The following is a 24,713-nucleotide window of genomic DNA, read 5'->3' as shown; positions in this document are numbered from 1 at the left end:
CCGTTGAGTGACGTGCCCCTACAGAGCTGCACCGTTCCTGAGGGAGAATCAGGCGCCGCCGGCCAACGCCAGGTCAACCGAGGCCTCGCAGCGCCGAAGGGCCGGGCGCTCGCGCAGGCCGGCCCAGTAGGCCTCAAACTCGGGCCGGCGCGGCAGGGTGCCGAACTGCATGCCCCAGCCGATGTGCGAGCCCACGTAGACATCCGCCGCGCTGAAGGCGTCACCGGCGATGAAGGGCCTGTTCGCCACGGCGCCGGCCAGGGTCTCCATGAGGGACCAGTAGTCGCCGCAGCCCAAGCGCATTGCCTGCTCCGGGGTGGGCGTAACGCCCAGAGTGTTGAGGGCGATGGCGCTCTCCAGCGGACCGGCGGCGAGGAACAGCCAGCGGTAGTAGTCACCCCTCGCGGCCGGCGGCGGAGCCAGCCCCGCCTCTGGGAAGGCATCGGCCAGGTAGGCGCAGATGGCCGCGGCCTCGGTCACCACGGTGTCACCGTGGCGGATGGCGGGTACCTTGCCCAACGGGTTGATGGCGATGTACTCCGACGACTTCATGGCGGCGCCGTACTCCAGCGTCACCGTGCGATAATTGACGCCGAGCTCCTCCAGCATCCAGTGCACGATGCCGCCACGGGAGAGAGGATTGGTATAGAAGACCAGCTCGGCGGGTGCGGGTGCTGGCTCGGGCAAGGCACCATCGCCCTGCCCAGCCGCCTCGGGCTCCGCCAGGGCCGGCGGCGGCAGCGTGACCTCGGGCGGCAGCACATAACCCTGGCCGGGCTCGTTGACTACCTCGATCCCCACCGCGCGCAGCACGGCGATCTCCTGGTAGAGGGTGCGCAGCGAGCAGCCCAGCGCCTCGGCAAGTGCGAGGCCGGGCATGGGCTCCTGGCGATGGCGCAGGAGACGGATGAGCTCCTGCAGGCGAGTGGTACGAGTCATACTGGCCTCCCGGCGCCGTGGGCGCACGTCGATACACCGTGTATGCCACGCATGGTGCCTGCCCTTCCCCACCGGCACCAGCAGGCTCACGAATGAGCAAGGCGGCAAGATTGTCCTGCCACCCAACGATTACTCTCGTTCAAGAGAGTACCATCAGATCTCGAAGCCGAGTCCGAACGGCTCCCATCAGCGGCTCGGTGCCAGCCTCGATGGGGGCCTTATGGGCGCGGATGCGAAGATAAATTAGGGTCCGTATCCGATTGGTTCAGGCAGCTCAGCGTGGCGCCGGTCGGCGCTTCCGCCAGCACGGGGCGGCCGACCGCCTCGGCGATGGCCGATAGTGGCCGGCCTCGAGGAAGCGCCGTCCAGCGGGCAGGCCAACGCCTCGAACGATGTGATGCTCATGGGTCGCCCATCCCCTTTTGTTGCTGCGTTCATGGCGCGCGGCATGACGCGCTCATGCCCCGGCGGTGTTCACGGTCGCGCCCTCGCCCCCTGCCCGATGGCACGCCGGGCGACATTATACCCGGGCGGCCAGCCGTCCGACGGCGGCGATGGTCTCGTCGCGCTCGGCGCCGGTCGCGTTGGGCATGAAGGTATAGGCGACGGCGATCACCGCGCCGCGATCGCCCGGCCAGGCGATGCCGATATCGCTGGCGTTGCCCACGCCGTTGGTGCCGGTCTTCTCGCCCACCAGCCACGACGACGGCATGCCGGCGCGCAGCCGGGCGTCACCGACCTTGCCCTCGATCATCCAGGACGCGAGCTGGTGCCGCGACGAGGGCGACAGGGCATCGCCCAGCAGCAGGGTGCGCAGCGTCGCCATCATCGCCAGCGGCGTGGTGGTGTCGCGCTCGTCGCCCGGGTGGTCGTGGGTGTTCAGCGCGGGCTCGACGCGATCCAGTCGGGTGGTGTCGTCGCCGATGGCGCGCAGGAAGGCGGTGACCGCCTCCGGCCCGCCGACGCTCTCGATCAGCGCGTTGGCCGCCGCGTTGTCGCTCCAGGCCACCGCCGCCTGGCATAGCTCGGCCACGGTCAGGCCGGGCGCTCCCAGCCGCTTCTCGGTGATCGGCGTCCACCCAGTGAGATCGCCCTCCTCGATCACGATGCGGCGATCCAGCGTCTCGCGGCCCTCGTCCACCCGGGCCAGCACCGCCGCGGCGATGAAGCACTTGCCGGTGCTGTTGAACAGGAACCGCTCGTCGCCGCGATGGCTCGCCACCGCGCCGGTGGCGACGTTCATCAGCGCCACGCCCACCCGGTCGTCGGCCGAACGCTCCAGCTCGCCCAACTGCCGCTCCAAATCACTCGCCTCGGAGGATGTAGTGGACGCACTAGCGAACGCCGGCTGGCCCGCGGCGAGCATGGCGCCGGCGGCGCTTATCGTCCCGAGGACCTGGCGGCGTGAGAGGGTCGGCATGGTGGGGCTCCTGGGGAATCGACGGAAAGAGAGCGAGCAGAGTAGCCGGGGCACAGGCGCGAGGCAAAAAAGAACCCGCCGGGGGCGGGTTCCATTGGTGTTTATCTCAGGACACGCAGCAACGATTGCCGTCAGAGCTGTTCCTTGGCCTGCTCGAGGACGCGCTTCTGGCGGGCAATGGCGTTGCTGATCACCTTGTTACGCACCGCCTGTTTCTGCTCAGCAGTCGCGTGGCGAGAAAAATGGGTCAAGGGGGTCGACTTGGCGACGTGTTCTTTCATGCTCAACCCTCACCTTCAGTCAGATGTCCACCAATTCGATAGCAGCTCGGCCTGCCGGAGAATCAGCTCCGAATTAATTGGGGTCTGTCCCCGATTGGTTCGCTCAGTCCTCACCTACGAGCAGGCGTTCCAGCTGCTCACCGAATTAATTGGGGTCTGTCCCCGATTGGTTCTTGGGTTCTTGGACGAGCACTTCCGCATCCAGGGGCGCACCAAGTGGTACGAGGCCCTGGAAGAGATGCAGCAAGACCTGGACGATTATCTGATCGTCTACAACACGAAACGGCCGCATCAGGGCCGCAACATGAAGGGGACGACGCCCTATGCCGTCTTCAAGAAAGGACTCCCCAAGGGGGCAAAGAAGGAGCCCAGGAAAACGGCAGAAAACACTGCTTAACTATGGGGAGCCCACGGGGGCATGTGTCAGGCGAACACCATCACTGTACAGTTAATTGGGGCCTGCCCACGATTTCCGATCCGATTAATTAGTACCTGTCCCTCATTCCTTTTCCCTCATTTTTTATGTCCCGGCTTGCATAACGCTTTTGTTTACCGGCGACTACGGAGCGCAGCGTAGTAGGCGTCAGTGGAGGACCGCAAGCCCGGAACAAACCACAACAACTGGTTAAGAAATATGGCCTAATAGCGCTCCGTAAATAACGATCAATACGCCAAATACCTGCTGCTTTAATCCACCAAGGGTGGTGTTATCCAGTTTACCCTCGACACCTCTAATATCAGCTTGATTTTCAGCGACTTTAGATAAAAGCTCATTTTTCACATCAGATACTAGGCCTTTGACAGACTCTTCCCTCTGGTACATCTCCTTGTAGGCTTCATCAACTTGACGCTCAAGCTCCTCGACTCTCTCCTCCAAGGTAATCGCTCTACGCTTTACTCGACCGCTACCTGAAGCAGAAACACCAATTTCGGCTTTCAAGAAAACTTGGACGGTTTTCGGCTTACTCCAAAGAGGACAGTTTCGAAACCACCGTCCAATTAGCAACCAAATATTTTGACCACGTAATGCATCGAGGTTTCTGTCAATCGAGTAGAGAATCATCAATCCGCCGATAATTTGAAGCCCCAATGAAAAAACCGTGTTCGTTTCTTCTACTTTTTGTGGAAATGCCTGCAATGACACCCGGTGTGCTCCAACGATCAATACCGCTGCCCAAATGGGCCAAGCATCCATAAACCATCGGCAAAACCGCTTCATACACGTTCCCTGATATTCTTAACGCGAAGCTTTGCGGCAATTTTGGAGCTGCAAAGCGGTATGAAAATTGTCCAACAACAGCAATTTTTTAGCGCATTAATTGGGGTCTGTCCCCGATTGGCCTGCTAATTTCCACATTACGCATTAATTGGGGTCTGTCCCCGATTGGCCGTGCCTGCGTTTGTTAGCTGCCGTACAGGTTGGCCTGGATGTCAATGTCATTATTCTCAATGTACTCAACAAGCTTACGGTATGAGTTAAGTAGCATAGGCCTGTTACCCCAGTTATTCCCTTCGTCGCCAACTCTTGGATTGATAAATGTGCCGGACGGAGATATGAAATATTCAGGGCTCTCAAGACACGACTTAGTATGCTCCCAATCCATGTCGAATATTACGTAATATGCTGACAAAAACTCGGAAATAAGACGAAACAGATCTTTATACGCTTGGAAGCCACCGGACTTCTGGATAGCCAAAGCTCGCGATAGATCTAACACCTCCTCCAGTAGCTCCCGGTCTGACCGAAGGTCCGTTGCGGTACCATCCCCGCCTCCAGTTGCTTCGATTATCCCATTGATCCTCGATTCAAGCTCTGGCCAAAACTTCTCGAAAACTGTGTTTAGAACACCCTCTTCCAATACATTTGATGTATTGGCCTTATTTAGGTCTGACACGAGTCGCCTGAAGTCAGACTTTTCAAACAACGTTGTCTGGAACTGGGTGAGCGGACCGCTGATGTCGGAGTTCTCTAGTCCAATTAAAATGGGGCAAACCAACGATTGCTCCACCTTCTTTGATATAGCTCCAGCCTCGAACATAAGCCACTGACTGTTGAGATTTTGGCTCGTGACACAAAATATGCCGGCCATTGAGTCATCAAGCTCTTGTGCGATATCAGACGACCAGCGCGTACCCTTTTCAATGTCGCTTGGCGTAAAATAAGGCTTAACTGTCTGCAATACCGTCGGGAGCCATTCGCGAATAGCCTCTGCTACCTTGTTGCTGGTCTCCCCTGACCAACTGATGAAAACTTTCATGTTTCTCCTGTGTATCAACGGACATTTTCTAGATAGCTAACGCCTGACTCACGCGCCGGTTTGGAGCCGCGAAGCGACGGAAAACCGGTCACCGTGCAGCAGATTGTTAGCTCTTATCTTTTCTGTCGATCATAATAGAGCTAGGAGCAAACGTCTCGCAAAAGACTTCTGCACCAAACTTGATCGCCAGTGCGGCCGCACTGGCAGCGACCATTGCTACAGTGATGCTGGCAGAGTTGAATGCCGCCACTATGGCTCCGGCGATATACTTTTTATCGTAGACAACCGATAATCCTTGGCTCCACGCTTTGTAAATATCACTATCGGAACTACACACAGCTCTCCAGGCAACCCGCTTTAAGGCAGAACTTGCACGTTTTCCGAGTGCCTCCTTGTTTTCCTCTGTTATAGGAGGTGGAAGCATTTCCCTGTCAGGGCCTGAAAGCCGAAAAGTATAGGTATTTCTGACATCCTTAAGCAGATCAACTGATCGTTGCGGAACGGCCCGCCCCATTTCGAGATATATTTGCTCCTCGGATTTCGTCATCACAATCTGAACTGACTGATAATCAATTTCATCCAGATCAAGCTTCTCTCCTGATTCCTCCTTCAAACCTACTAGGATGCTTTCTTCTTCGAGCCTCTCAATTAGGCGCCTGTGGAACTGCTTCCTTCTATCTGGAGACTTAATGTTGCTGATGTTCTTTACGGCTCTGACAATCATGTCTCGAGACTTTTCCAGGTTGCCCTCTCGCAGATAGCAAATTGCTAGAAGAGAGGTCGCTTCAAGGTTTAGCCGTGTTCTCGAGCTGCTTTTCTTTATTGCTCCCTCAAACCCCATTTTGGCGAACGTCAAGCTGCCGGCTTCCATTGCAGTCTCATAAAGCCAGTTTTTAGCTTGGAGAATGCGAGTTTCATGACCAGTTGGCCGCAACAATTCTTGGATTTGGGCTGTTATCTTCTTGGCTCGATTCAGATTAGCGGCTCCCACACACGACCTCAGCTGTGGCTCAAGTTTCGCCAGCCTTTCTTTCTGCGCTTTTGATAGCGGTTGATTTTAAGTCAGAAATCTATATGTCCAAAGGAGGGGCTAACAGGTATTAGATAGCCGGCACGTTTATCCACTTGAACGTGCCGGCACGTTCATTCGTGTTATACCACACGCCAATGAAAGCCTAACCCGCTGATTTCCCTACAAACTAATCATACCTAGGCGTCATAACACCAATCATCGTGCCGGCGGTATAACACGGGTAGAAAGGAGGACACGCTACCGCCCGGGGATCACATCCTTTCCCTGCGACTCCTTTCGCATTGTGCTTTCCTGATCCGTTTTATCGGCCACAGCCTGGGCCACTGAAGCCTAGTTAATCTTAGCTGGGTTACGTTTGGCAACAAAAAAGCCTGCCGATAACGGCAGGCTTTCGTATGACACGGGTGCTGCTTAGGGCTAGGCGGCGCTCGGCCGCCCTGCCCTGGCGATCACTCCCACTCGATCGTCGCGGGCGGCTTGCTGCTCACGTCGTAGGTGACGCGGGAGACGCCGGAGAGCTCGTTGATGATGCGATTGGAGACCTTCTCCAGCAGCTCGTAGGGCAGGTGCGCCCAGCGGGCGGTCATGAAGTCGATGGTCTCCACGGCGCGCAGGGCGATGACCCACTCGTAGCGGCGGCCGTCGCCGACCACGCCCACCGACTTCACCGGCAGGAAGACGGCGAAGGCCTGGCTGGTCTTGTGGTACCAGCCGGCGTTGTGCAGCTCCTCGATGAAGATGGCGTCGGCCTCGCGCAGGATGTCGGCGTATTCCTTCTTCACCTCGCCGAGGATGCGCACGCCCAGGCCCGGCCCCGGGAAGGGGTGGCGGTAGACCATGTCGTAGGGCAGGCCGAGCTCGACGCCGAGCTTGCGCACCTCGTCCTTGAACAGCTCGCGCAGCGGCTCGACCAGCTTGAGCTTCATGGTCTCGGGCAGGCCGCCGACGTTGTGGTGCGACTTGATGACGTGGGCCTTGCCGGTCTTTGAGGCGGCGGACTCGATCACGTCCGGGTAGATGGTGCCCTGGGCGAGGAAGTCCACGCCTTCGATCTTGGCGGCCTGCTCGTCGAACACGTCGATGAAGGTGTTGCCGATGATCTTGCGCTTCTCTTCCGGGTCGGCCACGCCCTCGAGCTTGCCGAGGAACAGGTCTTCGGCGTCGGAGCGGATCACGCGCACGCCCATGTGCTGGGAGAAGGTCTCCATCACCTGGTTGCCTTCGTCCTTGCGCAGCAGGCCGTTGTCGACGAACACGCAGGTGAGCTGGTCGCCGATGGCCTTGTGCAGCAGCGCCGCGACCACGGAGGAGTCCACGCCGCCGGAGAGGCCCAGCAGCACGTGGCGGTCGCCGACCTGCTCGCGCACGCGGGCGATCTGGTCCTCGATGATCTGGGCCGGGGTCCAGTTGCGCTCGCTCTGGCAGATATCCAGCACGAAGTGCTCGAGGATGCGCTGGCCCTGCAGGGTGTGGGTCACCTCGGGGTGGAACTGCACGCCGTAGAAGCGCTTCTCTTCCCAGGCCATGGCGGCGATCGGGCAGCTCGGGGTGGAGGCGATCACGCTGAACGCGTCCGGCACCTGGGCGACCTTGTCCCCGTGGCTCATCCACACGTCGAGCAGGCTCTTGCCGGTCTCGGAGTCGATGTGGTCGGCCATGTCCTTGAACAGCGCGGTCTCGACGTCGAGGCGCACCTGGGCGTAGCCGAACTCGCGCTTGTTGGAGCCTTCCACGGCGCCGCCGAGCTGCTCGGCCATGGTCTGCATGCCGTAGCAGATGCCGAGCACCGGCAGGCCCATCTCGAACACGCACTGGGGGGCGCGGGGCGAGCCCAGCTCGGTGACGGATTCCGGGCCGCCGGCGAGGATGATGCCGTTGGGGGCGTACTCGCGGATCTCTTCCTCGGTGATGTCGAAGGCGCGGATCTCGGAGTAGACGCCGATCTCGCGGACCCGGCGGGCGATCAGCTGGGTGTACTGGGAGCCGAAGTCGAGGATCAGGATCTTGTGGGCGTGAATGTCGGTCATCTGGCCATTCCTATACGAGGCGGGCAAAACGGGGAGCAAATTTCGCGGGCCGGAAGCGAAAAGCTGGAAGCCGCCCGGCGGCGCGCTTCCAGCTCATCGTTCTACGGCGTCAGGCTGGCATCAGCCGGCACGATAGTTCGGGGCTTCCTTGGTGATCTGCACGTCGTGGACGTGGGACTCGTTGAAGCCGGCGCCGGTGATCTTCACGAACTCCGGCTTGGTGCGCATCTCGTCGATGCTGGCGCAGCCGGTGTAGCCCATGGAGGCGCGCAGGCCGCCCATCATCTGGTGGACGATGGCGCCCATCACGCCCTTGTAGGGCACGCGGCCTTCGATGCCTTCCGGCACCAGCTTCTCGACGCCGGCGTCCTTGTCCTGGAAGTAGCGGTCGCTGGAGCCCTGGGTCTGGGACATGGCGCCCATGGAACCCATGCCGCGGTAGGCCTTGTAGGTGCGGCCCTGGTAGAGCTCGACCTCGCCCGGGGCCTCCTCGGTGCCGGCCAGCAGGCCGCCGACCATCACCGCGCTGGCGCCGGCCGCGATGGCCTTGGCCAGGTCGCCGGAGAAGCGGATGCCGCCGTCGGCGATCAGCGGGATGTCGTAGGGCTTGAGCGCCGCGGCGACGTTGGAGACGGCGGTGATCTGCGGCACGCCGACGCCGGCGACGACGCGGGTGGTGCAGATGGAGCCGGGGCCGATGCCGACCTTGACGCCGTCGGCGCCGGCCTCGGCCAGCGCCTTGGCCGCCTCGGCGGTGGCGATGTTGCCGCCGATCACCTGGATCTTCGGGAAGTGCTCCTTGACCCAGGCGACGCGGTCGATCACGCCGCGGGAGTGGCCGTGGGCGGTATCGACGATGATGGCGTCGACGCCGGCCTCGGCCAGGGCGGCGATGCGGTCAGGCGTCTCGGGGCCGGTGCCGACGGCGGCGCCGACCAGCAGGCGGCCGTCCTCATCCTTGGCGGCATTGGGGAAGGTGCGGGCCTTCTCGATGTCCTGGAAGGTGACCAGGCCGCGCAGGCGGAACTCGTCGTCCACCACCAGCATCTTCTCGACGCGGTGCTCCTGCATCTTGCCCTTGATCACGGAGAGTTCGGTGCCCTCGGCCACGGTGACCAGCTTCTCGCGCGGGGTCATGATGTCGGCCACGCTGTCGCCGTGGTTGGGCTGGAAGCGCATGTCACGCTCGGTGACGATGCCCACCAGGGTCTCGCCTTCCACCACCGGGAAGCCGGAGAAGCCGTGCTCGCGGGCCATGGCCAGCAGGTCGGCCAGCTTGGCCTTGGCGCCGACGGTGACCGGATCCTTCACGATCACGCTCTCGTGCTTCTTGACCTTGCGCACCTCGGCGGCCTGCTGGGTGATGGTCATGCTCTTGTGGATGATGCCGATGCCCCCTTCCTGCGCCATCGCGATGGCCAGGCGAGCCTCGGTCACGGTGTCCATGGCGGCGGAGAGGAGCGGGATGTTGAGGTATAGGTCGCGGGTCAGGCGTGTCCGGAGGCTGACGTCCTTGGGCAGGACCTCCGAATAGCCGGGAACGAGTAATACGTCATCGAACGTAAGAGCTTCTTGGGCCATACGTAGCATAGTCGGCAACACCCAGTGCGCTGGTGGAGGGAGGGCGATGAAGTTAATCGACCATTATAACGCCGCGGGCCGCTTTCCGGCAATCCGGGGAGCGATTCGCCCTCAGTCGTCGCGCCGGAACTCTCGGCGCCAGCGGGCCAGGAAGGCGTCGCGGCGCTGGGGGATTCACGCCCGCCCGAGGCGGATCACAGCCCCTGTCGCCCGACTCGGCGCTCGCCGGTATACTGTTTAGCCTTCTCATGAACTTACCGCTCTCCTGAAGGATATCGCTTGCCCTCCACCCTTGCCGCCCTGCTGCGCTTCCTGCCCACCCTCTTCCTCGGCATCGCCGGCGGGGCGCTGGCCTTCGCCGTCAACCTGCCGCTGCCGTGGCTGCTCGGCGCCATGATCGCCACCACCGTGACGAGCCTGGCCGGGGTGCGGCTGCGCTCGCCGGGCCGCGGCCGCAAGGGCGTGCTGGTGGTGATCGGGGTGATGCTGGGCTCGGCCTTCACGCCGCAGCTGTCCGGCGACCTGGGCCTGTGGAACCTGAGCCTGGCGGTGATGCTGGTGGCCACGGCGGTGATGATGGCCTTCTCGGTGTGGTTCTCGCAGCGCGTGGCCGGCCACACGCGGGAGACGTCGCTGTACGCCGGCGTGCCGGGCGGGGTCTCCACGGTCACGGTGATGGCCATGGCCTCCGGCGCCGACCTGCGGGTGGTGGGCATGACCCATGCGGTGCGCATCCTGGTGCTGCTGGTGGCGATCCCCCCGGTGCTGCAGGCGATCGGCCACGTCGACCTGGCCGGCGCCACGCCGGACCTCGCACAGTGGCTGTGGCTGCCCGCCCCCATCGATGCCGCCTGGCTCGTGGCCGCCGGCCTCGGCGGCATCTGGCTGGCGCGCCTGCTGCGCCTGCCCAACGCGCTGCTGTTCGGCCCGGCGCTGGTGTCGGCGGCACTGCACCTCTCCGGCGTCACCCACGCCGCGGTGCCGCCGACGCTGCTGGCCCTGGCCCAGGTGCTGATCGGCATCTCGGTGGGCGTGCGCTTCGCCGGCACCTCGCTGGCCCGGGTCGGCCATACGCTGGTGATGGCCGTCGGCCAGGCCCTGGTGCTGCTGGCGATCGCCGTGCTGGCCGCCTGGATCGGCCATCTGCTGACCGGCTATTCTCCCGCCGCCGCCCTGCTCGCCTACATGCCGGGCGGCGCCCCGGAGCTGAGCCTGGTGGCGCTGACGCTGGGCATCGACCCGGCCTTCGTGACCACCCACCACCTGCTGCGCATCAGCGTGCTGGTGCTGGTCCTGCCGGCGCTGCTGAAGCGCCTGGCGCCGCCGCCCGCCTAGCGGCGAGTCTCGGGCATCCGCTACAGTACGAGGCGCCGGCGCTCTGCCACCGCCCCTTTCCCACTCAGGATGCCCATGCCCCCCAGCGACGACACCGCCCTCTCGGTCAGCGAACTCAACCGCCGCGCCCGCCAGGCGCTGGAACAGGATGTCGGCGACGTCTGGGTCGAGGGCGAGCTGTCCGGCGTATCGCGGCCCTCGTCGGGCCACGTCTACTTCACCCTCAAGGACGAGCGGGCCCAGCTGCGCTGCGCGCTGTTCCGCACACGCGCGCGCTTCGTCGCCGCGCCGATGCGCGACGGCGACCGGGTCAAGGTGCGCGGCCGGGTGTCGCTGTTCGAGCCGCGTGGCGACTACCAGCTGATCGCCGAGGCGGTACAGGCGACGGGCGAAGGCGAACTGCTGGCGGCCTATGAGCGCCTCAAGGCCAGGCTCGACGCCGAGGGGGTGTTCGCCAACACCCGCGCCCTGCCCTATCCGCCACGCCACCTGCTGGTGCTCTCCTCGCCCACCGGGGCGGCGATCCGCGACGTGCTGGCGGTGCTGGCGGCGCGCTGGCCGCTGGCCCAGGTGACGCTGATTCCGGTGCCGGTGCAGGGCCGCGAGGCGACGCCGGCGATGATCGCCGCGCTGGGCCTGCTCAACCGTCAGTCGGCGCTGGACCCGGCGCGCGATGCCATCCTGATCACCCGCGGCGGCGGCAGCCTCGAGGACCTGTGGGCCTTCAACGACGAGCACCTGGCCCGGGCGATCTTCCATTCGCGGCTGCCGGTGATGTCGGCGGTGGGCCACGAGGTCGACACGACGCTGGCCGACTTCGCCGCCGACCGCCGCGCGCCCACGCCCTCGGCGGCGGCGGAGCAGCTGGTGCCCGATGCCCGCGAACTCACACAGCGCCTGCGGGCGCTCGAGCAGCGACTGACCCGCGCCCAGCGCGCCCGGCTCGATACCGAGGCCCAGCGGCTCGATCACCTGGGCGCACGGCTGCGCCACCCCGGCGAGGTGCTGGCCTTCCGGCGGCGTCAGCTGGAGCAGCTGGAGGGGCGTTTACGGCGGGCCATGCAGGCACGGCTGGCGGCCGCCCGCCGCCACCAGGCGCAACTCGGGCGGCGCCTGGCGCTGCGCTCGCCCGAGCGCCGCCTCGAGCAGGAGACCCGGCGCCTGACGCAGGCCCGTCAGCGCCTGCACCAGGCCATGCCCCGGGCGCTGGCCCATCACCGCGAACGGCTGGGTGCCGTCGCCCGCGAGCTGCAGGCGGTCAGCCCGCTGGCGGTGCTGGGCCGCGGCTATGCCATCCTCGAGAACGACGAAGGCCGGGTGATCCGCCATGCGGCGGATACCCGGCCCGGGGAGCGCCTGGCGGCGCGGCTCGGCGAGGGCCGACTGGCCCTCGAGGTGCTGCCCGACGAGGACGCCGACTGACGCTTTCGCCTCAGGACGCCTCGCTCTGCGCGGTGCCCGGCTTGAAGGTCGAGGGCTCCAGCTCGTGGCGCGCCAGCAGCTTGTAGAAGTCGGTGCGATTGCGCCCGGCGATGCGTGCGGCCTGGGTCACGTTGCCCTCGGTGATCTTGAGCACCTTGATCAGGTAGCTGCGCTCGAAGCCGGCGCGGGCATCGCTGAAGGTGGGCAGCGCATTGTCCTCGGCGGCCAGCGCCTGGGCGACCAGCGCCTCGGGGATCATCGGCGCGCTGGTCAGGGCCACGCACTGCTCGACCACGTTGACCAGCTGGCGCACGTTGCCGGGCCAGGCGCAGCCCGCCAGCAGGTTGAGGGCCTCGCGCGAGAAGCCCTTCACGAACGGCTTGTGACGCTCGGCGGCCTGGGCCACCAGGTGCTTGGCCAGCAGCGGCACGTCCTCGGCGCGCTCCTTGAGCGGCGGCAGCTTGAGGTTGACCACGTTGAGGCGGTAGAAGAGGTCCTCGCGGAACTCGCCGTCGTGCATCGCCTGGCCCAGGTCGCGATGGGTGGCCGAGATCAGCCGCACGTCGATCGGCACCGAGGTGGTGGAGCCCAGCGGGCGGATCTGGCGCTCCTGCAGGGCGCGCAGCAGCTTGACCTGCAGCGGCAGCGGCATGTCGCCGATCTCGTCGAGGAACAGGGTGCCGCCGTCGGCCGCCTGGAACAGGCCCTTGTGCTCGCTGATCGCGCCGGTGAAGGCACCCTTGGCGTGGCCGAACAGCTCGCTCTCCAGCAGCTGCTCGGGCAGCGCGCCACAGTTGATGGCGACGAACGGCTTGTCGGCGCGGGGGCTGGCCTTGTGGATCGCCTCGGCCATCAGCTCCTTGCCCGAGCCGGAGGGGCCGGTGACCAGCACGCTGACGTCGGAGGTGGCCACCATCCGCGCCTGCTCGAGCAGCCGCTCCATCTCGGGGCTGCGGGTGATGATCGCCTCGCGCCAGCGATCGTCGCCGTCGCTGCCGCCGGCGGCGCTGGACTGGCTCAGCGCCTCGTCGATGGTGGTGAACAGCTCCTCGCGATCCACCGGCTTGGTCAGGAAGCCGAACACGCCCTGACGGGTCGCGCTCACGGCGTCGGGAATCGAGCCGTGGGCGGTGAGGATGATCACCGGCAGGCCGGGCAGCCGGCGCTGGATCTCCTGGAACAGCGCCAGGCCGTCCATCTCGTCCATGCGCATGTCGGAGAGCACCAGGTCCGGGCTGCCGGCGTCCAGGTGCTTGAGGGCCGCGCGTCCGCTCTCGGCGGTGGTCACCCGATAGCCACGGCTTTCCAGGCGCATGCCCAGCAGCTTGAGGAGGCTGGGGTCGTCATCCACCAGCAGGATGTTGGCTCCCTGATTCGGAGCTTGAGGGCTTCCGCTTGGCATCATGTTCGTGTCTCCCGCTTACTCGGTCTGCTGTCGCGAGTTGATGTTTCGCTCGATATCGGTGAGAGCGTCCAGCTTCTCGTCCAGCGCGGCCTTCTCTTCCTCCACCGCCAGGCGTTCCTGACGGCTCTCTTCCAGGCGCTGGCCCAGGGCGCGACGCCCTTCCAGCTCGTTGAGCCAGTAGCGCAGCAGCGGCTGCAGCCGCGAGGGGGCCGTGTGGAGGTCGGCCTTGAACAGTTCGGAGGCCTGGGTCCACTCACGCTCGTTGCCCCAGGCCATCACCACGGCCCGGGCCAGGCGCTGATCGTGCGAGTCGCCGGAGACGCGCATGAGCGTGACATCGCGCCATTCACGGTCGCCACGCTGGGAGGCGAGGCCCAGGGCCACCCACTCTTCCAGCAGGCAGGCCGGCTCGCCGAAGTCGGGGATCTCGGCGTAGCAGCCGGCATGTTCCTCTACCGCGGGCTCGCGGGGCTGTCCCGACAGCTGCGCGGGCAGCCACTGACAGCCGGTCAGTCCGGCCGATAGCAGGCACAGCAGCAGGGGGCGTGGGATCATCATGAATCGTTCCTTGCGTCGGCTTATTCCGCCGGAGCGGCTAGCGTTTTCTGTTGATCGGCTTCCGGGGCCGGACGCGGCAGCGACAGGCGGAAACACACCGCCAGGCGGTCGTCTTCCACCAGCGTCAGCTGGCCGTGCTGCAGCCGTGCGCAGTCGGCAGCCACCGACAGCCCGATACCGGAGCCCTTGAGCGCGCCCTTGCGGCGAATGCGCCCTTGATAGAAGGCCTCGAACAGCCGGCTCCGATCTTCTTTGGGAATCGGTTCACCGCTGTTGGCCACCTCGACGATCAGCCAGTCCTGGGTGGCACGGGCGCGAATCTCCAGCTCTCCGCCGTCCTCGCCGTAGGCGATGGCGTTGGAGATCAGGTTGTCGAGGACGCGGGCCGTGGCCGTGCGATCGAGTCGCCAGGTCCGCGGACCGTCGAAACAGTGCACCGCCATGCCCTTCTGCTGCAGCGCCAGATGGTGCTTGGCCAGCACCTCCTTGACCACGGTGGCGACGTCGAGCCGCTCGAGCTCGAGACGCTGACTGTGCTGCAGCAGGTTGTAGTCGAGCAGCTGCTCGATCAGCTGCTGCAGTTCGCTGCCGCTGGCGTCGATCAGCTCCAGGATCTCGCGCTGATGGCGGGTGAGCTCACCGGCCACGCCGTCGGCCAGCAGGGCCGAGCCTTCACGAACGCTGGCCAGCGGCGTCTTGAGCTCGTGTGACATGTGGCGCAGGAACTGCTGTTTCTGCTCCTCCAGCTCGCCGAGCCGCGAGGACAGCCAGTCGAGCCGCTCGTCGAGGCTGACCAGTTCGGCGGGCCCCTGCACAAGCGTCGGCCGGGCCGTCTTGCCGGTGCTGCCGATACTCAGGATGCGCCGCTCGAGCTGGCGCACCGGCCGCACGATCAGACGCGTGAACAGCAGCATCAGGATCAGGCTGGCCGAGACCAGCGCCGCGGTCTGCCACCACAGGCGATGCTGTACGGTCTCGGCGCGCTCGCGGATCACGTCCAGGCGGTCGTCGATGCGCCGGTTGGTGGCGTGACGCATCGCCTCGGTATGCTCGGCGAAGGGCAGGAAGTCCGTCAGCCGCCGCTGGAACGCCTCCAGCGGCAGCTCCGGCAGCTCGGCGAGACGGTCGAGCTGTCCGGACAGCGCCTCGACGTCGGGGTCATCGGGCAGCAGCTCGCGCTGCTTGGCCAGCAGGCGGCGATATTCCGCCAGGCGATCGTCGAAGATCTCGAGCAGGCTCTCCTGCTCGAGCACGGCATACTGCCGGGCGCCACGCTCCATCTCGAGCGCCAGGGCGCCCAGCGTGCGGGCGCGGCGAGTCTCGTCCACGGCCTGTCGCGCGCTCTGATCGGCCAGGCGCGAGAGTTCGGAGAGCGCCTGTCCGGCCTGAAACATCAGCACGGCCAGCGGCAGCATCACCATCAGAAAGGCGAGCAGCACCAGCTGAAGCAGCGAGCGCGGCCGCCAGCGGCGTGAAACGGCAGATGTCATGGCCAGCGTTCGGAAAAGGAGTGAGTCGGCAACCACTATCGTTTACCCGAGAATACCAGAGTTCGGCCTGTCACCCGTGCTTCAGTGGGGCCGGAAAGGCAAAAAAAAGGCCGGCATAGCCGGCCCAATACGCAGGGAACTGAAGGGGTGGGAAACCGTTCGACCGACGACTGGGCGTCGTTCGATCATTTCCCGGAGCCCGAAGGCCCATGAAGCGGCGGAATCCCCATTCAGTCAGGGAGGATTCCTGAGGCGGCTCACCGCCTCGCTTCCTCTGACGGCCCCGCCGGGGCGCGGCCGTGCAATTCGTCCCCCTATCGGGGGGAGGCATCCTTGCCAGGGCATCCTTGCCCTATCGGTACCCATCCATGACGAGGTCGTCGGTACCGTCTCATCGCAACCTAAAGTCACACATCGCTGGAGCAGACGTTGGTCGCCGTGAGGCCAGGGCACAGGGCAGTGTCGTCATCTGCCTCCCGGCGACCGGAAAGCGGTTCGAGCCGTTTGAACCGCCTTCCGCTTGCTCGCCCTGAGTATTGCCAAACCCATGCCAAAAAACCAGCAGTCCATAAAAATCATAAAGTTATAGAAATACCAAGACTGGCACGCCCGACGGGGCCTCCTCCACGGCGGCATCAGACGGGCATTTTCGTTGCCTTATGGCGACGCCATTTCCCTGGAAAACAAAAAGCACTGTCGAAACAGTGCTTTATATCGTCTCTATCTGGAGACATTCGGCGACCGGCGTGATGGCATCGGGCGACACCAAGGGCCGAATAGCGTTCAGATGAGCGACTTGATCAGGATCTTGGACTGGCGAGCCTGGTTATAGGCCTCGCGCTTGAGAGGCGGCAGGTCGTCGATGCCGGCCAGGGCGAAGCCGTGCTCGAAGAACCAGTGCGCGGTATGCGTGGTCAGCGCGAACAGCGCCTCGATGCCGCGCGAGCGGGCCAGCCGCTCGACCTCGCCGAGCAGCAGGTCGCCCCGGGCGCCGCCGCGGTAGTCGCCGTGCACCGCGACGCAGGCCAGCTCGCCCATGCGCGCCTCGGCAAAGGCGTGCAGCGCGGCACAGCCGATCACCATGCCGTCGCGCTCGATGACCACGTAGTCGTCGATTTCATACTCCAGGCGCTCCCGCGAGCGCGGCACCAGCATGCCGCGTCGCTCCAGCGGCTCGAGCAGCTCCAGCAGGCCACCGATGTCGTCGATCCCGGCGCGACGCAGCTGTTCGTAGCGATGCTGGGTGATCATGGTGCCCACGCCATCGCGGGTGAACAGCTCGCCGAGCAGGGCGTCGTGATCCTGCCACGACAGCAGATGCGTGCGCGCCACGCCGTGGCGGGCGGCGCCGATGGCCGCGCCCAGATGGCGGGCCAGCTCGCTGCCGGCCTCGGCGGCCGCCAGCTGCGGCTCGGCCTCGACCGGTGCCAGCTGGCGGCGCAGCTGGCCGCCCTCGTCGCACAGGCCGCTGGCCTCACCGAGCAGGATCAGCTTGTCCGCGGACAGCGCCGTGGCGGTATGGCGCGCGACCTCGGCGGCATCCAGGTCGAAGACCTCGCCGGTGCTGGAATACCCCAGCGGCGGCAGCAACACCAGCGAACGCTGGTCCAGCAGGCCGCGGATCGCCTCGTGGCGAACGCCACGCACCTCGCCGCTGCGATCGAAGTCGATGCCGTCGCGCACGCCCAGCGGCTTGGCCATCACCAGATTGCCCGAGACCACCGTCATCTCCACGCCGTGCAGCGGGGTATTGGGCAGCCCCAGCGACAGCCGTGACTCCAGCCACAGACGCTGCTCGGCGGCCACTCGCTCGACCCGGGCCATGATCGCCTCGTCGGCCACCCAGCGCCCGTCATGACGCCGCGGCGTGATGCCGCCCTCGGTCAGGGCCCGTTCCACCTGGGGGCGGATGCCCAGCACCACCACCAGGCGCACGCCCAGGGTATGCAGCAGCGCCAGGTCCTGGATCAGCTGCTCGCCTCGGCCCTGCGCCACGGCCTCGCCCTCGATCAGGATGACGAAGGTACATCCTCGGTGCGCGTTGATATACGGCGAGGAATTGCGGAACCAGTCGACGAAGGGAAAACGAGTGTCCAAGGGCCGCGCTCCGGCAGCAGATGAGGGGAAATGAGAGCCTTGACTATACCAGACGCAAAAAAACGGCGGCACCTTGCGGTGCCGCCGTCCATCGCCAATCAGACACGCTAAGCGCGAAGGATTGGCGTCGCGAGCGAAGATAGGCTGGCCGCCACCGGAACGCAGGAACCGCAGTTTACTTGATCGTAAATGAGGATCCCGAGTACCGCTGGCGGCCAGGATATCGAGCGCAGCAGCCAATCGCCGCGCTTAGCCGAACATGCCCTTGAACATGAAGAAAAACATGATCGCCAGGATCGCGCCGGCCGGCAGGGTGATCAACCACGACATCACGATGGTGCCGATCACGCGCAGGTTGAGCGCCGCCATGCCGCGGGCCAGGCCCACGCCCAGCACCGCACCGACCAGGGTGTGGGTGGTGGAGATCGGCAGGCCGGTGCCGGAGGCCAGCACCACGGTGGTGGCGGCCGCGAGCGTGGCGGCAAAGCCGCGGCTCGGGGTCAGCTCGGTGATGCCGGTACCGACGGTGGCGATGACCTTGTGGCCGTAGGTCACCAGGCCGACGACGATGCCGCCGCCGCCGAGCACCAGCACCCACCAGGGGATCAACGAATCGCCGCCGATCACGCCATCGCTGTAGATCACGCCGATCACCGCGGCCAGCGGGCCGACGGCGTTGGCCACGTCGTTGGAGCCGTGGGCGAAGGCCATGGCACAGGCGGTGAACAGCATCAGCACGCCGAACACGCGCTCCACGCCGTCGAAGCCGAAGGCGTCGCCCTTGCGCTTCTCGGCGCCCACGCGGCGCTCGAGCAGGCCGCCGAGCAGCATCACCACGATGCCCAACAGGACCGCATAGAACAGGCTCTCGCCGAAGCCGAGCTCGAGACCGACGTGCTTGAGCCCCTTGGTCAGGGTCACCATGGCGACGATGAAGCCGACCAGGAACACGTACATCGGCACGAAGCGCTTGGCCGCCGCGAAGGGATCACGGTTCTCGAAGATCAGGTGCTGCACGGACTTGAACAGCATGAAGGCGATCGAGCCCGACATCAGCGGCGACACCACCCAGCTGGCGGCGATCTGGCCGACCTTGGCCCAGCCCACGGCCTCCATGCCGAGACCGGCCATGGCGAAGCCGACGATGGCGCCGACGATGGAGTGGGTGGTGGACACCGGCCAGCCGCGCATGGAGGCGATCAGCAGCCAGGTCGCGGCCGCCAGTAGCGAGGCCAGCATGCCGTAGACCAGCAACTGCGGATCGTTCTCGAGCAGGGCCGGATCGATGATGCCCTTGCGGATGGTCTGAGTAACCTCGCCACCGGCCAGCCAGGCGCCGAGGAACTCGAAGATCACGGCGATGATGATCGCCTGCTTGATGGTGATGGCCTTGGAACCGACGGAGGTGCCCATGGCGTTGGCCACGTCGTTGGCACCGACGCCCCAGGCCATGAAGAAACCGAAGGCACAGGCGAGAATGATGAAGATGTCGCCGTATTGCGCGATGATCGACATAGGACGGAAACCTTGTATCGGGTCAGAAGGTGGCGGTTGTCGCTGCGGGAGGATCCCGCTCAGTTGGCCGTCATGATCTGAAGGCGACTGCCGACGCGCTCGGCGCGATCGGACAGTTCACCGACCCAGTCGATGATCTTGTAGAGGAACATCACGTCCACCGGCGGCAGCTCGCTCTCGAGCGTGAAGAGCTGGCGGCGGATGGCGACCTGCTGCTCGTCGGTCTGCTGCTCCAGGGTGTGCAGCTCGCGGATCAGCGTCTGCATCACATCGGAGGCATTGCGACCGAAGCCGGATTCGAGCAGGTCCTTGAGCTCTTCCAGGGCTTCGCGGGCCTGGGCCACGCAGGCCACCGAGGTGCGGATGTAGTCGCGCATCGGCTGCGCGAGCACCTCGGGCACCTGCATGCTGCGACCCAGCATGATGCCGGTGATGTCGCGCGCCTTGTTGGCGATCTGATCCTGGACGCTGATCAGGTCCAGCAGGTCGGAGCGCGACACCGGCAGGAACATGGTATTGGGCAGATTGAGGCGCAGCTCGGTCTTGAGCTCGTCGGCCTCATGCTCGAGCCGAGTGATCGACTCGCGCTGTCGGGCGGCTTCCTGCCAGTCTCCCGTGAGCGTAGCCTCGAAGAACGGCAGCAGGGCTTCCGAACAGTCGCTGACCTTGACGATATGAGCCAGCAGCGGCTGGAATGGCGAGCGACCGAACATCGCGGAGAAGGGATTGGATGTCACCATGGGGCATCTAGGCACTTGGAAATGGCGGCGTCAGTATAGTGACTGCCTAAGCCGGCGTCATGAGAAAATCATCTAATCTTCACGAACATGCAAATAAGGCAGTCCTTCGATGGCAAAAGAGATCGAACTGAAACTCGCCCTGGCCCCGTCGGGCCCGGAAGCGCTGCGCCGGCATCCGCGACTGGCCGGCCTCGAACCCCGCACCACGCGCCTCGGCAACACCTACTTCGACACCCCCGACGGGCGCCTGGAAGCCGAGCGCATGGCGCTGCGGCTGCGTCACGCCGACGGCCGTATCCTGCAGACGCTGAAGACCAGCGGCCAGGGCAGCGGCGGCCTCTCGACCCGAGGCGAATGGGAGTGGGAAGTGATGGGACCGGGGCTCGACCTGGCCCGGCTGGCCGACCTGCCGCCGATCGAGGCGCTCGGTGAAGGCGTGCTGGGCGAGCTCGTGCCGCGCTTCGCCACCGATTTCGCACGCGAGACCTGGTGGTGGGAGCGCGACGGCACCAGCGTCGAGATCGCCCTCGACCTCGGCGAGATCAAGAGCGACGACCGCACCGCCCCGATCCGCGAACTGGAGCTCGAGCTCAAGGCCGGCGAGCCCGCGGCACTGCTCGAGCTCGCCGAGTCCCTGGCCGAAAACGTGCCGCTGCGCCCCTCGGACACCAGCAAGGCCGCCCGCGGCGGCGCCCTGCTCGCCGGCGGCTGGACGCTGCCCGAGGGCGGCTCGGCGCCCGCCTGGCTGCACCGCGCCGTGGTGGCGCTGGACGCCCACGCCGACACCGGCGACGAGGCCTTCCGCGAGGCCGCCCGCGAGGCACTCCGGCGGCTGGCCGACGCGCTCGGCGACACCCGCGAGGAGGGCCGGCTCGCCGGCCGGCTGGCCGCGGCGCTGAGCCACGATGACTGGCTGACCGCCGACACCGGCAGTCAGCTGCTTGCCCTGTCGCGACGCCTGCCCGAGGCGGTCGCGCTGGGCTGACCCCGGGCCAGGGACGCCGCCCGTCGCGGGCGAACAGCACGAGGGAACGCCGTGAATCACGATCGCTTCAAGCCCGCCGCGGGCGGCCTGCGCACCCGGGTGTTCCAGATCATCTTCGAGTCCGACACACCGCAGGCCAAGGGCTTCGACATCGCCCTGATCGGCGTCATCCTGGCCAGCGTGCTGGTGGTGATGCTGGAGAGCGTGGCGCAGCTGGATGCCGACTACGGCGTGTGGTTCCGGCGCTTCGAGTGGGGCTTCACGCTGCTGTTCACCGCCGAGCTGATCATCCGCCTCTATTGCCTCGAGCGGCCCTGGCAGTATCTCAAGAGCTTCTACGGCGTCATCGACCTCGTCGCCATCCTGCCCACCTGGCTGGCGCTGGTGGTGCCCGGCGCCCAGTCGCTGGTGGTGGTGCGCCTGCTGCGCACCCTGCGCATCTTCCGGGTCCTGCGGCTGATGGAGTTCGTCGGCGAGGGGCGGCTGCTGATCGGCGCGCTGGTGCGCAGCAGCCATCAGATCTTCCTGTTCCTGTTCACCGTGCTGATGCTGGTGACCATCTTCGCCTCGCTGATCTACCTGATCGAGCCACCGGAGGCCGGCTTCACCAGCATTCCCACCGCCATCTACTGGGCCGTGGTCACCCTGACCACGGTGGGCTACGGCGACATCACCCCGGTCACCCCGCTGGGCCAGGCCATCTCGATGATGGTGATGCTGATCGGCTACGCGATCATCGCCGTGCCCACCGGGGTCTTCTCCGCCGAGGTGATCCGCTCGATCCGCGCCGACCGCTACTCCGACGAGGCCTGCCCAGGCTGCGGCCACGACCGCCACGAGAAGAAGGCCCGCTACTGCCTCAAGTGCGGCACCTGGCTCGACGAGAACACCCCCGACCCACGCGAAGAGGCCCACGACGAGCCCTCCGACGACGAGACTCCGAACGACGCCCCCCCGGACACAAAGACGCCCCGGGAGTGATCCCGGGGCGTCTCGCGGGCGCGTTCTCGTCGCGGCCGACTCACTCGGTCTCCAGCGGCGCCTCCCAGGCGTCCAGCTCGGCCTCGCTCCAGTCACCGTAACCGGCGTTGGGGAACACGATCCAGTCCTGACCGAAGCGCTCGGCGTTCTGCTCGACGAGAGCCTGCTGAGCGTCGAGATCGGCATCGGCGAACTCGCCGGAAAAGTCGTGCAGGGAGTCCCCGAGCTGCATCACCAGGGTATGCCCCTCTTCCACCTTGGCGCGACGCTCGGCCTTGGGCGGCCCCAGCAGCATGACGCTGTCCTCGGACACCTGGGGCAGGCCCAGGGCCTCCAGGGTCGCGATGGTGTCGGCCTCGTTCTCCTGGTAGCGGTCGGAGACGTAGTAGATGGCCACGCCGTGCTCGTCGGCATAGTCCAGGAAGCCCTCGGCGCCGGGGATCAGGCGCGGCTCGCCCTCACGCTCCCAGTGCTTCCAGGTGTCCCAGGTGGTGAAGTCGTGGCACTCGCCCATGTCACGGGCCAGCAGCGCGCTGTTGTCCAGCACCGTCTCGTCGAGGTCGGTGATGATCGCCGGGGCGGCATCCTCGCCCAGCGCCTCGAGGCGGTCCTCGAGGCGATAGCGGGCGAGCGCGAAGCCCTGGCGCTGCAGCGCCGCCACCTCGGCGGACTGCTGCTGGTAGCGCAGGCCCATCGCATAGGCCGCCTGGGCGCAGACCATGGAATCATCGGCGGCCACCGGTGCGGCCAGCGGCAGGGCCATCAGGCCGGCCAGGACGGCGGCACCGCCGGCACGATGGTAAGCGGACATCGGCATGGAGTTCTCCTTGTCGTCGGCGCGCTCGGACACGACATCGACTCGCACCCGATTACGCCTTGTTATCGAAGAAAATCGATTCGATCATATTTTATTTTAATCAACTGTTCAAATAATCCCCGGAGGCGCCACTGCCGGCGCCCCCGGCACCGGCGGCCATAAAAAACCGGCTCGGCCAGAAGGCCGAGCCGGTACGAGTGCGGCAGCGAGGCTTGCCCTGTCCTGAAAGGTCGGTCCTGAAAGGTCAGTCCTGGAAGGGGGCGACGTCGCCACGCCCCTCGCGCACCACGGTGGGCGGCAGATCGCGCAGGTCGATCACGCTGGTCGGCTCCAGGTGGCAGGCGCCGCCGTCGATCACCAGCGACAGATGCGCACCGAAGCGGTCGCGGATCTCCTCGGCGTCGGTCATCGGCAGTTCCTCGCCCTCGGGAATCAGCGTCACGCTCATCAGCGGCTCGCCGAGGGCATCGAGCAGCGCCCGGGTGATGTGGTGATCGGGCACCCGCACGCCGATCGAGCGCCGCTTGGGGTGGAGCAGCAGGCGCGGCACCTCGGTGGTGGCGTTGAGGATGAAGGTGTAGGCCCCCGGAGTATGGGCCTTGAGCAGCCGGAAGACGGCGTTGTCGACCTTGGCGTAGGTGCCGATCTCGGAAAGATCGGAGCACACCAGGGTGAAGTTGTGCTTGTCGTCCAGCGAACGCAGCCACTTGATGCGTTCGATGGCCTTCTTGTCGCCCAGATGACAGCCCAGGGCATAGCCGGAATCGGTGGGATAGGCGATCACGCCGCCCTTGCGGATGATCTCGACCGCCTGGTCGACGAGGCGCTTCTGAGGATTGTCCGGGTGGACCTGGAAGAACTGGCTCATGGGCACTCCCTGTTCTCGTGGAAATCGGACGGCGAAACGGCGGATCAGGCGGCGGCCGACGCTCGCTCGATCCAGGCCGCCAGCCGCGGATGGGTCCAGACCGGCGCCACCGAGGTGCGTGGCGTCGGGCTCATGCTGCCCGGGGCCAGGTGGCCGCCGGGGAAGTGGAAGTCGCTGCCCAGCGAGGCCATCAGGTCGCGCTCGTGCAGCTGGCGCGCCAGGTCGCGGGTGACGTCGGCATTCTGGAAGCCGCTGATCAGCTCGGCGGCGCGTCCTCCGGCCTCGCGGAAATCGTCCAGCAGCAGGCCGCGCTTGCGCCGCGTCAGCTTGTGGCGCAGCGGATGCGCCAGCACCGCCACCCCGCCGGACTCGAGGATCCAGCGCACGCCCTCGGCGAGATGCGGCCACAGCGCCTTGATGTCGCCGGCCTTGCCGTTGCCCAGATGCCTGGCAAAGGCGGTGGACATGTCCGGCACCAGGCCCGCGGCGACCAGGGCTTTGGCGAAATCCGGCCGCCCCAGCGGGCGGTCGGAGCCGGCCTGCTCGCGGGCCCGGGCCAGGGCGTCGTCGAGGCCGATCTTCTCCATGCGCTCGGCGATGGTCACCGCGCGACGCTCGCGGGCCTCGGCCTGGGCGACGAGCCCATCGGCCAGCGCGCCGCTGGCGCCCTCGGGCAGCAGCCCCACCACGTGCAGGTTGATGCCGCGCCACTGGGTCGAGAGCTCGGTGGCCGGCAGCACGGCCAGCCCCGCGTCCGCGCCGGCGCTCACCGCCTCGTCCACGCCGGCCACGGTATCGTGGTCGCTCAGGGCGATATGGGTGAGGCCGCGCTCGACGCACAGCGCCACCAGATCGGTGGGCGACAGGGCGCCGTCCGAGGCGGTGGAATGCATGTGCAGATCGATGGTGAGGGCATCGCTTCCCTCGAAGCGCGCGGGAAGTGCGGGGTTCGGCATGACGC

21 protein-coding genes and 1 pseudogene are annotated in these 24,713 nt (G+C 65.7%); 5 read left to right on the top strand and 17 right to left on the bottom strand.

The features are described from left to right. Positions 1-48: 48 nt before the first annotated feature. The 3 genes from ACGTNF_RS10825 to ACGTNF_RS10815 all read right to left on the bottom strand — a co-directional run bounded on the left by ACGTNF_RS10825 (position 49) and on the right by ACGTNF_RS10815 (position 2,640). Positions 49-939, bottom strand: coding sequence for an HTH domain-containing protein (locus ACGTNF_RS10825; RefSeq protein WP_394601731.1), 891 nt, complete (start codon positions 937-939; stop codon positions 49-51). Positions 940-1,459: 520 nt separating this feature from the next. Beyond that, positions 1,460-2,359 carry a class A beta-lactamase gene (gene bla / locus ACGTNF_RS10820; RefSeq protein WP_394601729.1) on the bottom strand — a complete coding sequence of 300 codons (900 nt, stop codon included), beginning with the start codon at positions 2,357-2,359 and terminating at the stop codon, positions 1,460-1,462. A 131-nt stretch (positions 2,360-2,490) separates the two neighbouring features. Beyond that, on the bottom strand, positions 2,491-2,640 hold the full coding sequence (locus tag ACGTNF_RS10815; RefSeq protein ID WP_394601728.1) for a hypothetical protein: 150 nt from the start codon (positions 2,638-2,640) through the stop codon (positions 2,491-2,493). A gap of 172 nt (positions 2,641-2,812) precedes the next feature. Between ACGTNF_RS10815 and ACGTNF_RS16285 the strand changes: the two are divergent. Further along, a pseudogene (locus tag ACGTNF_RS16285) lies at positions 2,813-3,037 on the top strand (IS3 family transposase); the annotation flags it as partial. A gap of 228 nt (positions 3,038-3,265) precedes the next feature. Here ACGTNF_RS16285 and ACGTNF_RS10805 read toward each other — a convergent pair. From ACGTNF_RS10805 to guaB, 5 genes are all read right to left on the bottom strand, one after another. Continuing rightward, positions 3,266-3,859 (bottom strand): hypothetical protein, encoded by a 594-nt coding sequence (locus ACGTNF_RS10805; protein ID WP_394601725.1) that lies wholly within the window; start codon positions 3,857-3,859, stop codon positions 3,266-3,268. Positions 3,860-4,043: 184 nt separating this feature from the next. After that, complete coding sequence (locus tag ACGTNF_RS10800) at positions 4,044-4,898, bottom strand: TIR domain-containing protein (protein WP_394601724.1); 855 nt, start codon at positions 4,896-4,898, stop codon at positions 4,044-4,046. 106 nt (positions 4,899-5,004) lie between these two features. Continuing rightward, positions 5,005-5,769 (bottom strand): hypothetical protein, encoded by a 765-nt coding sequence (locus ACGTNF_RS10795; RefSeq protein WP_394601723.1) that lies wholly within the window; start codon positions 5,767-5,769, stop codon positions 5,005-5,007. Between the two features lie 611 nt (positions 5,770-6,380). Then, the gene (gene guaA / locus ACGTNF_RS10790; RefSeq protein ID WP_394601722.1) at positions 6,381-7,958 is read right to left on the bottom strand and encodes a glutamine-hydrolyzing GMP synthase; all 1,578 of its coding nucleotides are present in this window, start codon (positions 7,956-7,958) and stop codon (positions 6,381-6,383) included. 120 nt (positions 7,959-8,078) lie between these two features. Continuing rightward, positions 8,079-9,548, bottom strand: coding sequence for an IMP dehydrogenase (gene guaB / locus ACGTNF_RS10785; protein ID WP_026068255.1), 1,470 nt, complete (start codon positions 9,546-9,548; stop codon positions 8,079-8,081). Positions 9,549-9,818: 270 nt separating this feature from the next. Here guaB and ACGTNF_RS10780 point away from each other — a divergent pair, with 270 nt between their 5' ends. Both ACGTNF_RS10780 and xseA read left to right on the top strand, forming a co-directional pair. Next, the gene (locus ACGTNF_RS10780; protein ID WP_394601720.1) at positions 9,819-10,874 is read left to right on the top strand and encodes an AbrB family transcriptional regulator; all 1,056 of its coding nucleotides are present in this window, start codon (positions 9,819-9,821) and stop codon (positions 10,872-10,874) included. A gap of 75 nt (positions 10,875-10,949) precedes the next feature. Beyond that, positions 10,950-12,296: an exodeoxyribonuclease VII large subunit gene (xseA, locus tag ACGTNF_RS10775; protein ID WP_394601719.1), complete on the top strand. Its 1,347-nt coding sequence runs from the start codon at positions 10,950-10,952 to the stop codon at positions 12,294-12,296. Between the two features lie 10 nt (positions 12,297-12,306). Here xseA and glrR read toward each other — a convergent pair whose 3' ends face one another. The 6 genes from glrR to ACGTNF_RS10745 form a co-directional block, all read right to left on the bottom strand. Beyond that, positions 12,307-13,701: a two-component system response regulator GlrR gene (gene glrR, locus ACGTNF_RS10770; RefSeq protein WP_026068254.1), complete on the bottom strand. Its 1,395-nt coding sequence runs from the start codon at positions 13,699-13,701 to the stop codon at positions 12,307-12,309. 15 nt (positions 13,702-13,716) lie between these two features. Continuing rightward, positions 13,717-14,259, bottom strand: coding sequence for a hypothetical protein (locus tag ACGTNF_RS10765; protein ID WP_016853552.1), 543 nt, complete (start codon positions 14,257-14,259; stop codon positions 13,717-13,719). A 20-nt stretch (positions 14,260-14,279) separates the two neighbouring features. Beyond that, the gene (locus ACGTNF_RS10760; protein WP_394601717.1) at positions 14,280-15,749 is read right to left on the bottom strand and encodes a sensor histidine kinase; all 1,470 of its coding nucleotides are present in this window, start codon (positions 15,747-15,749) and stop codon (positions 14,280-14,282) included. A gap of 783 nt (positions 15,750-16,532) precedes the next feature. Further along, positions 16,533-17,846 (bottom strand): amino-acid N-acetyltransferase, encoded by a 1,314-nt coding sequence (argA, locus tag ACGTNF_RS10755; RefSeq protein ID WP_394601716.1) that lies wholly within the window; start codon positions 17,844-17,846, stop codon positions 16,533-16,535. Positions 17,847-18,095: 249 nt separating this feature from the next. Then, positions 18,096-19,361: an inorganic phosphate transporter gene (locus ACGTNF_RS10750; RefSeq protein WP_394601715.1), complete on the bottom strand. Its 1,266-nt coding sequence runs from the start codon at positions 19,359-19,361 to the stop codon at positions 18,096-18,098. 59 nt (positions 19,362-19,420) lie between these two features. Then, entirely contained in the window at positions 19,421-20,101 is a 681-nt protein-coding gene (locus ACGTNF_RS10745) for a TIGR00153 family protein (protein ID WP_016853548.1), read from the bottom strand. 109 nt (positions 20,102-20,210) lie between these two features. Here ACGTNF_RS10745 and ACGTNF_RS10740 point away from each other — a divergent pair, with 109 nt between their 5' ends. Beyond that, positions 20,211-21,086, top strand: coding sequence for a CYTH domain-containing protein (locus ACGTNF_RS10740; RefSeq protein WP_394601714.1), 876 nt, complete (start codon positions 20,211-20,213; stop codon positions 21,084-21,086). A 51-nt stretch (positions 21,087-21,137) separates the two neighbouring features. Further along, positions 21,138-22,067 carry an ion transporter gene (locus ACGTNF_RS10735; RefSeq protein WP_394601712.1) on the top strand — a complete coding sequence of 310 codons (930 nt, stop codon included), beginning with the start codon at positions 21,138-21,140 and terminating at the stop codon, positions 22,065-22,067. 40 nt (positions 22,068-22,107) lie between these two features. Here the strand turns inward: ACGTNF_RS10735 and ACGTNF_RS10730 are convergent, their stop codons facing one another. The 3 genes from ACGTNF_RS10730 to ACGTNF_RS10720 all read right to left on the bottom strand — a co-directional run bounded on the left by ACGTNF_RS10730 (position 22,108) and on the right by ACGTNF_RS10720 (position 24,708). Further along, positions 22,108-22,884 carry an HAD family acid phosphatase gene (locus ACGTNF_RS10730; protein ID WP_394601711.1) on the bottom strand — a complete coding sequence of 259 codons (777 nt, stop codon included), beginning with the start codon at positions 22,882-22,884 and terminating at the stop codon, positions 22,108-22,110. A gap of 244 nt (positions 22,885-23,128) precedes the next feature. Next, on the bottom strand, positions 23,129-23,752 hold the full coding sequence (locus ACGTNF_RS10725) for an L-threonylcarbamoyladenylate synthase (RefSeq protein ID WP_394601710.1): 624 nt from the start codon (positions 23,750-23,752) through the stop codon (positions 23,129-23,131). Between the two features lie 44 nt (positions 23,753-23,796). Next, positions 23,797-24,708, bottom strand: coding sequence for a PHP domain-containing protein (locus tag ACGTNF_RS10720; RefSeq protein ID WP_394601709.1), 912 nt, complete (start codon positions 24,706-24,708; stop codon positions 23,797-23,799). Positions 24,709-24,713 lie beyond the last annotated feature (5 nt).

It is taken from the genome of Halomonas sp. B23F22_10 (genome assembly GCF_043496975.1).
Classification (GTDB): Bacteria; Pseudomonadota; Gammaproteobacteria; order Pseudomonadales; family Halomonadaceae; genus Halomonas; species Halomonas smyrnensis.
The sequence above is the reverse complement of the archived record's forward strand: the minus strand, read 5'-3'. Positions and strand labels throughout refer to the sequence as shown.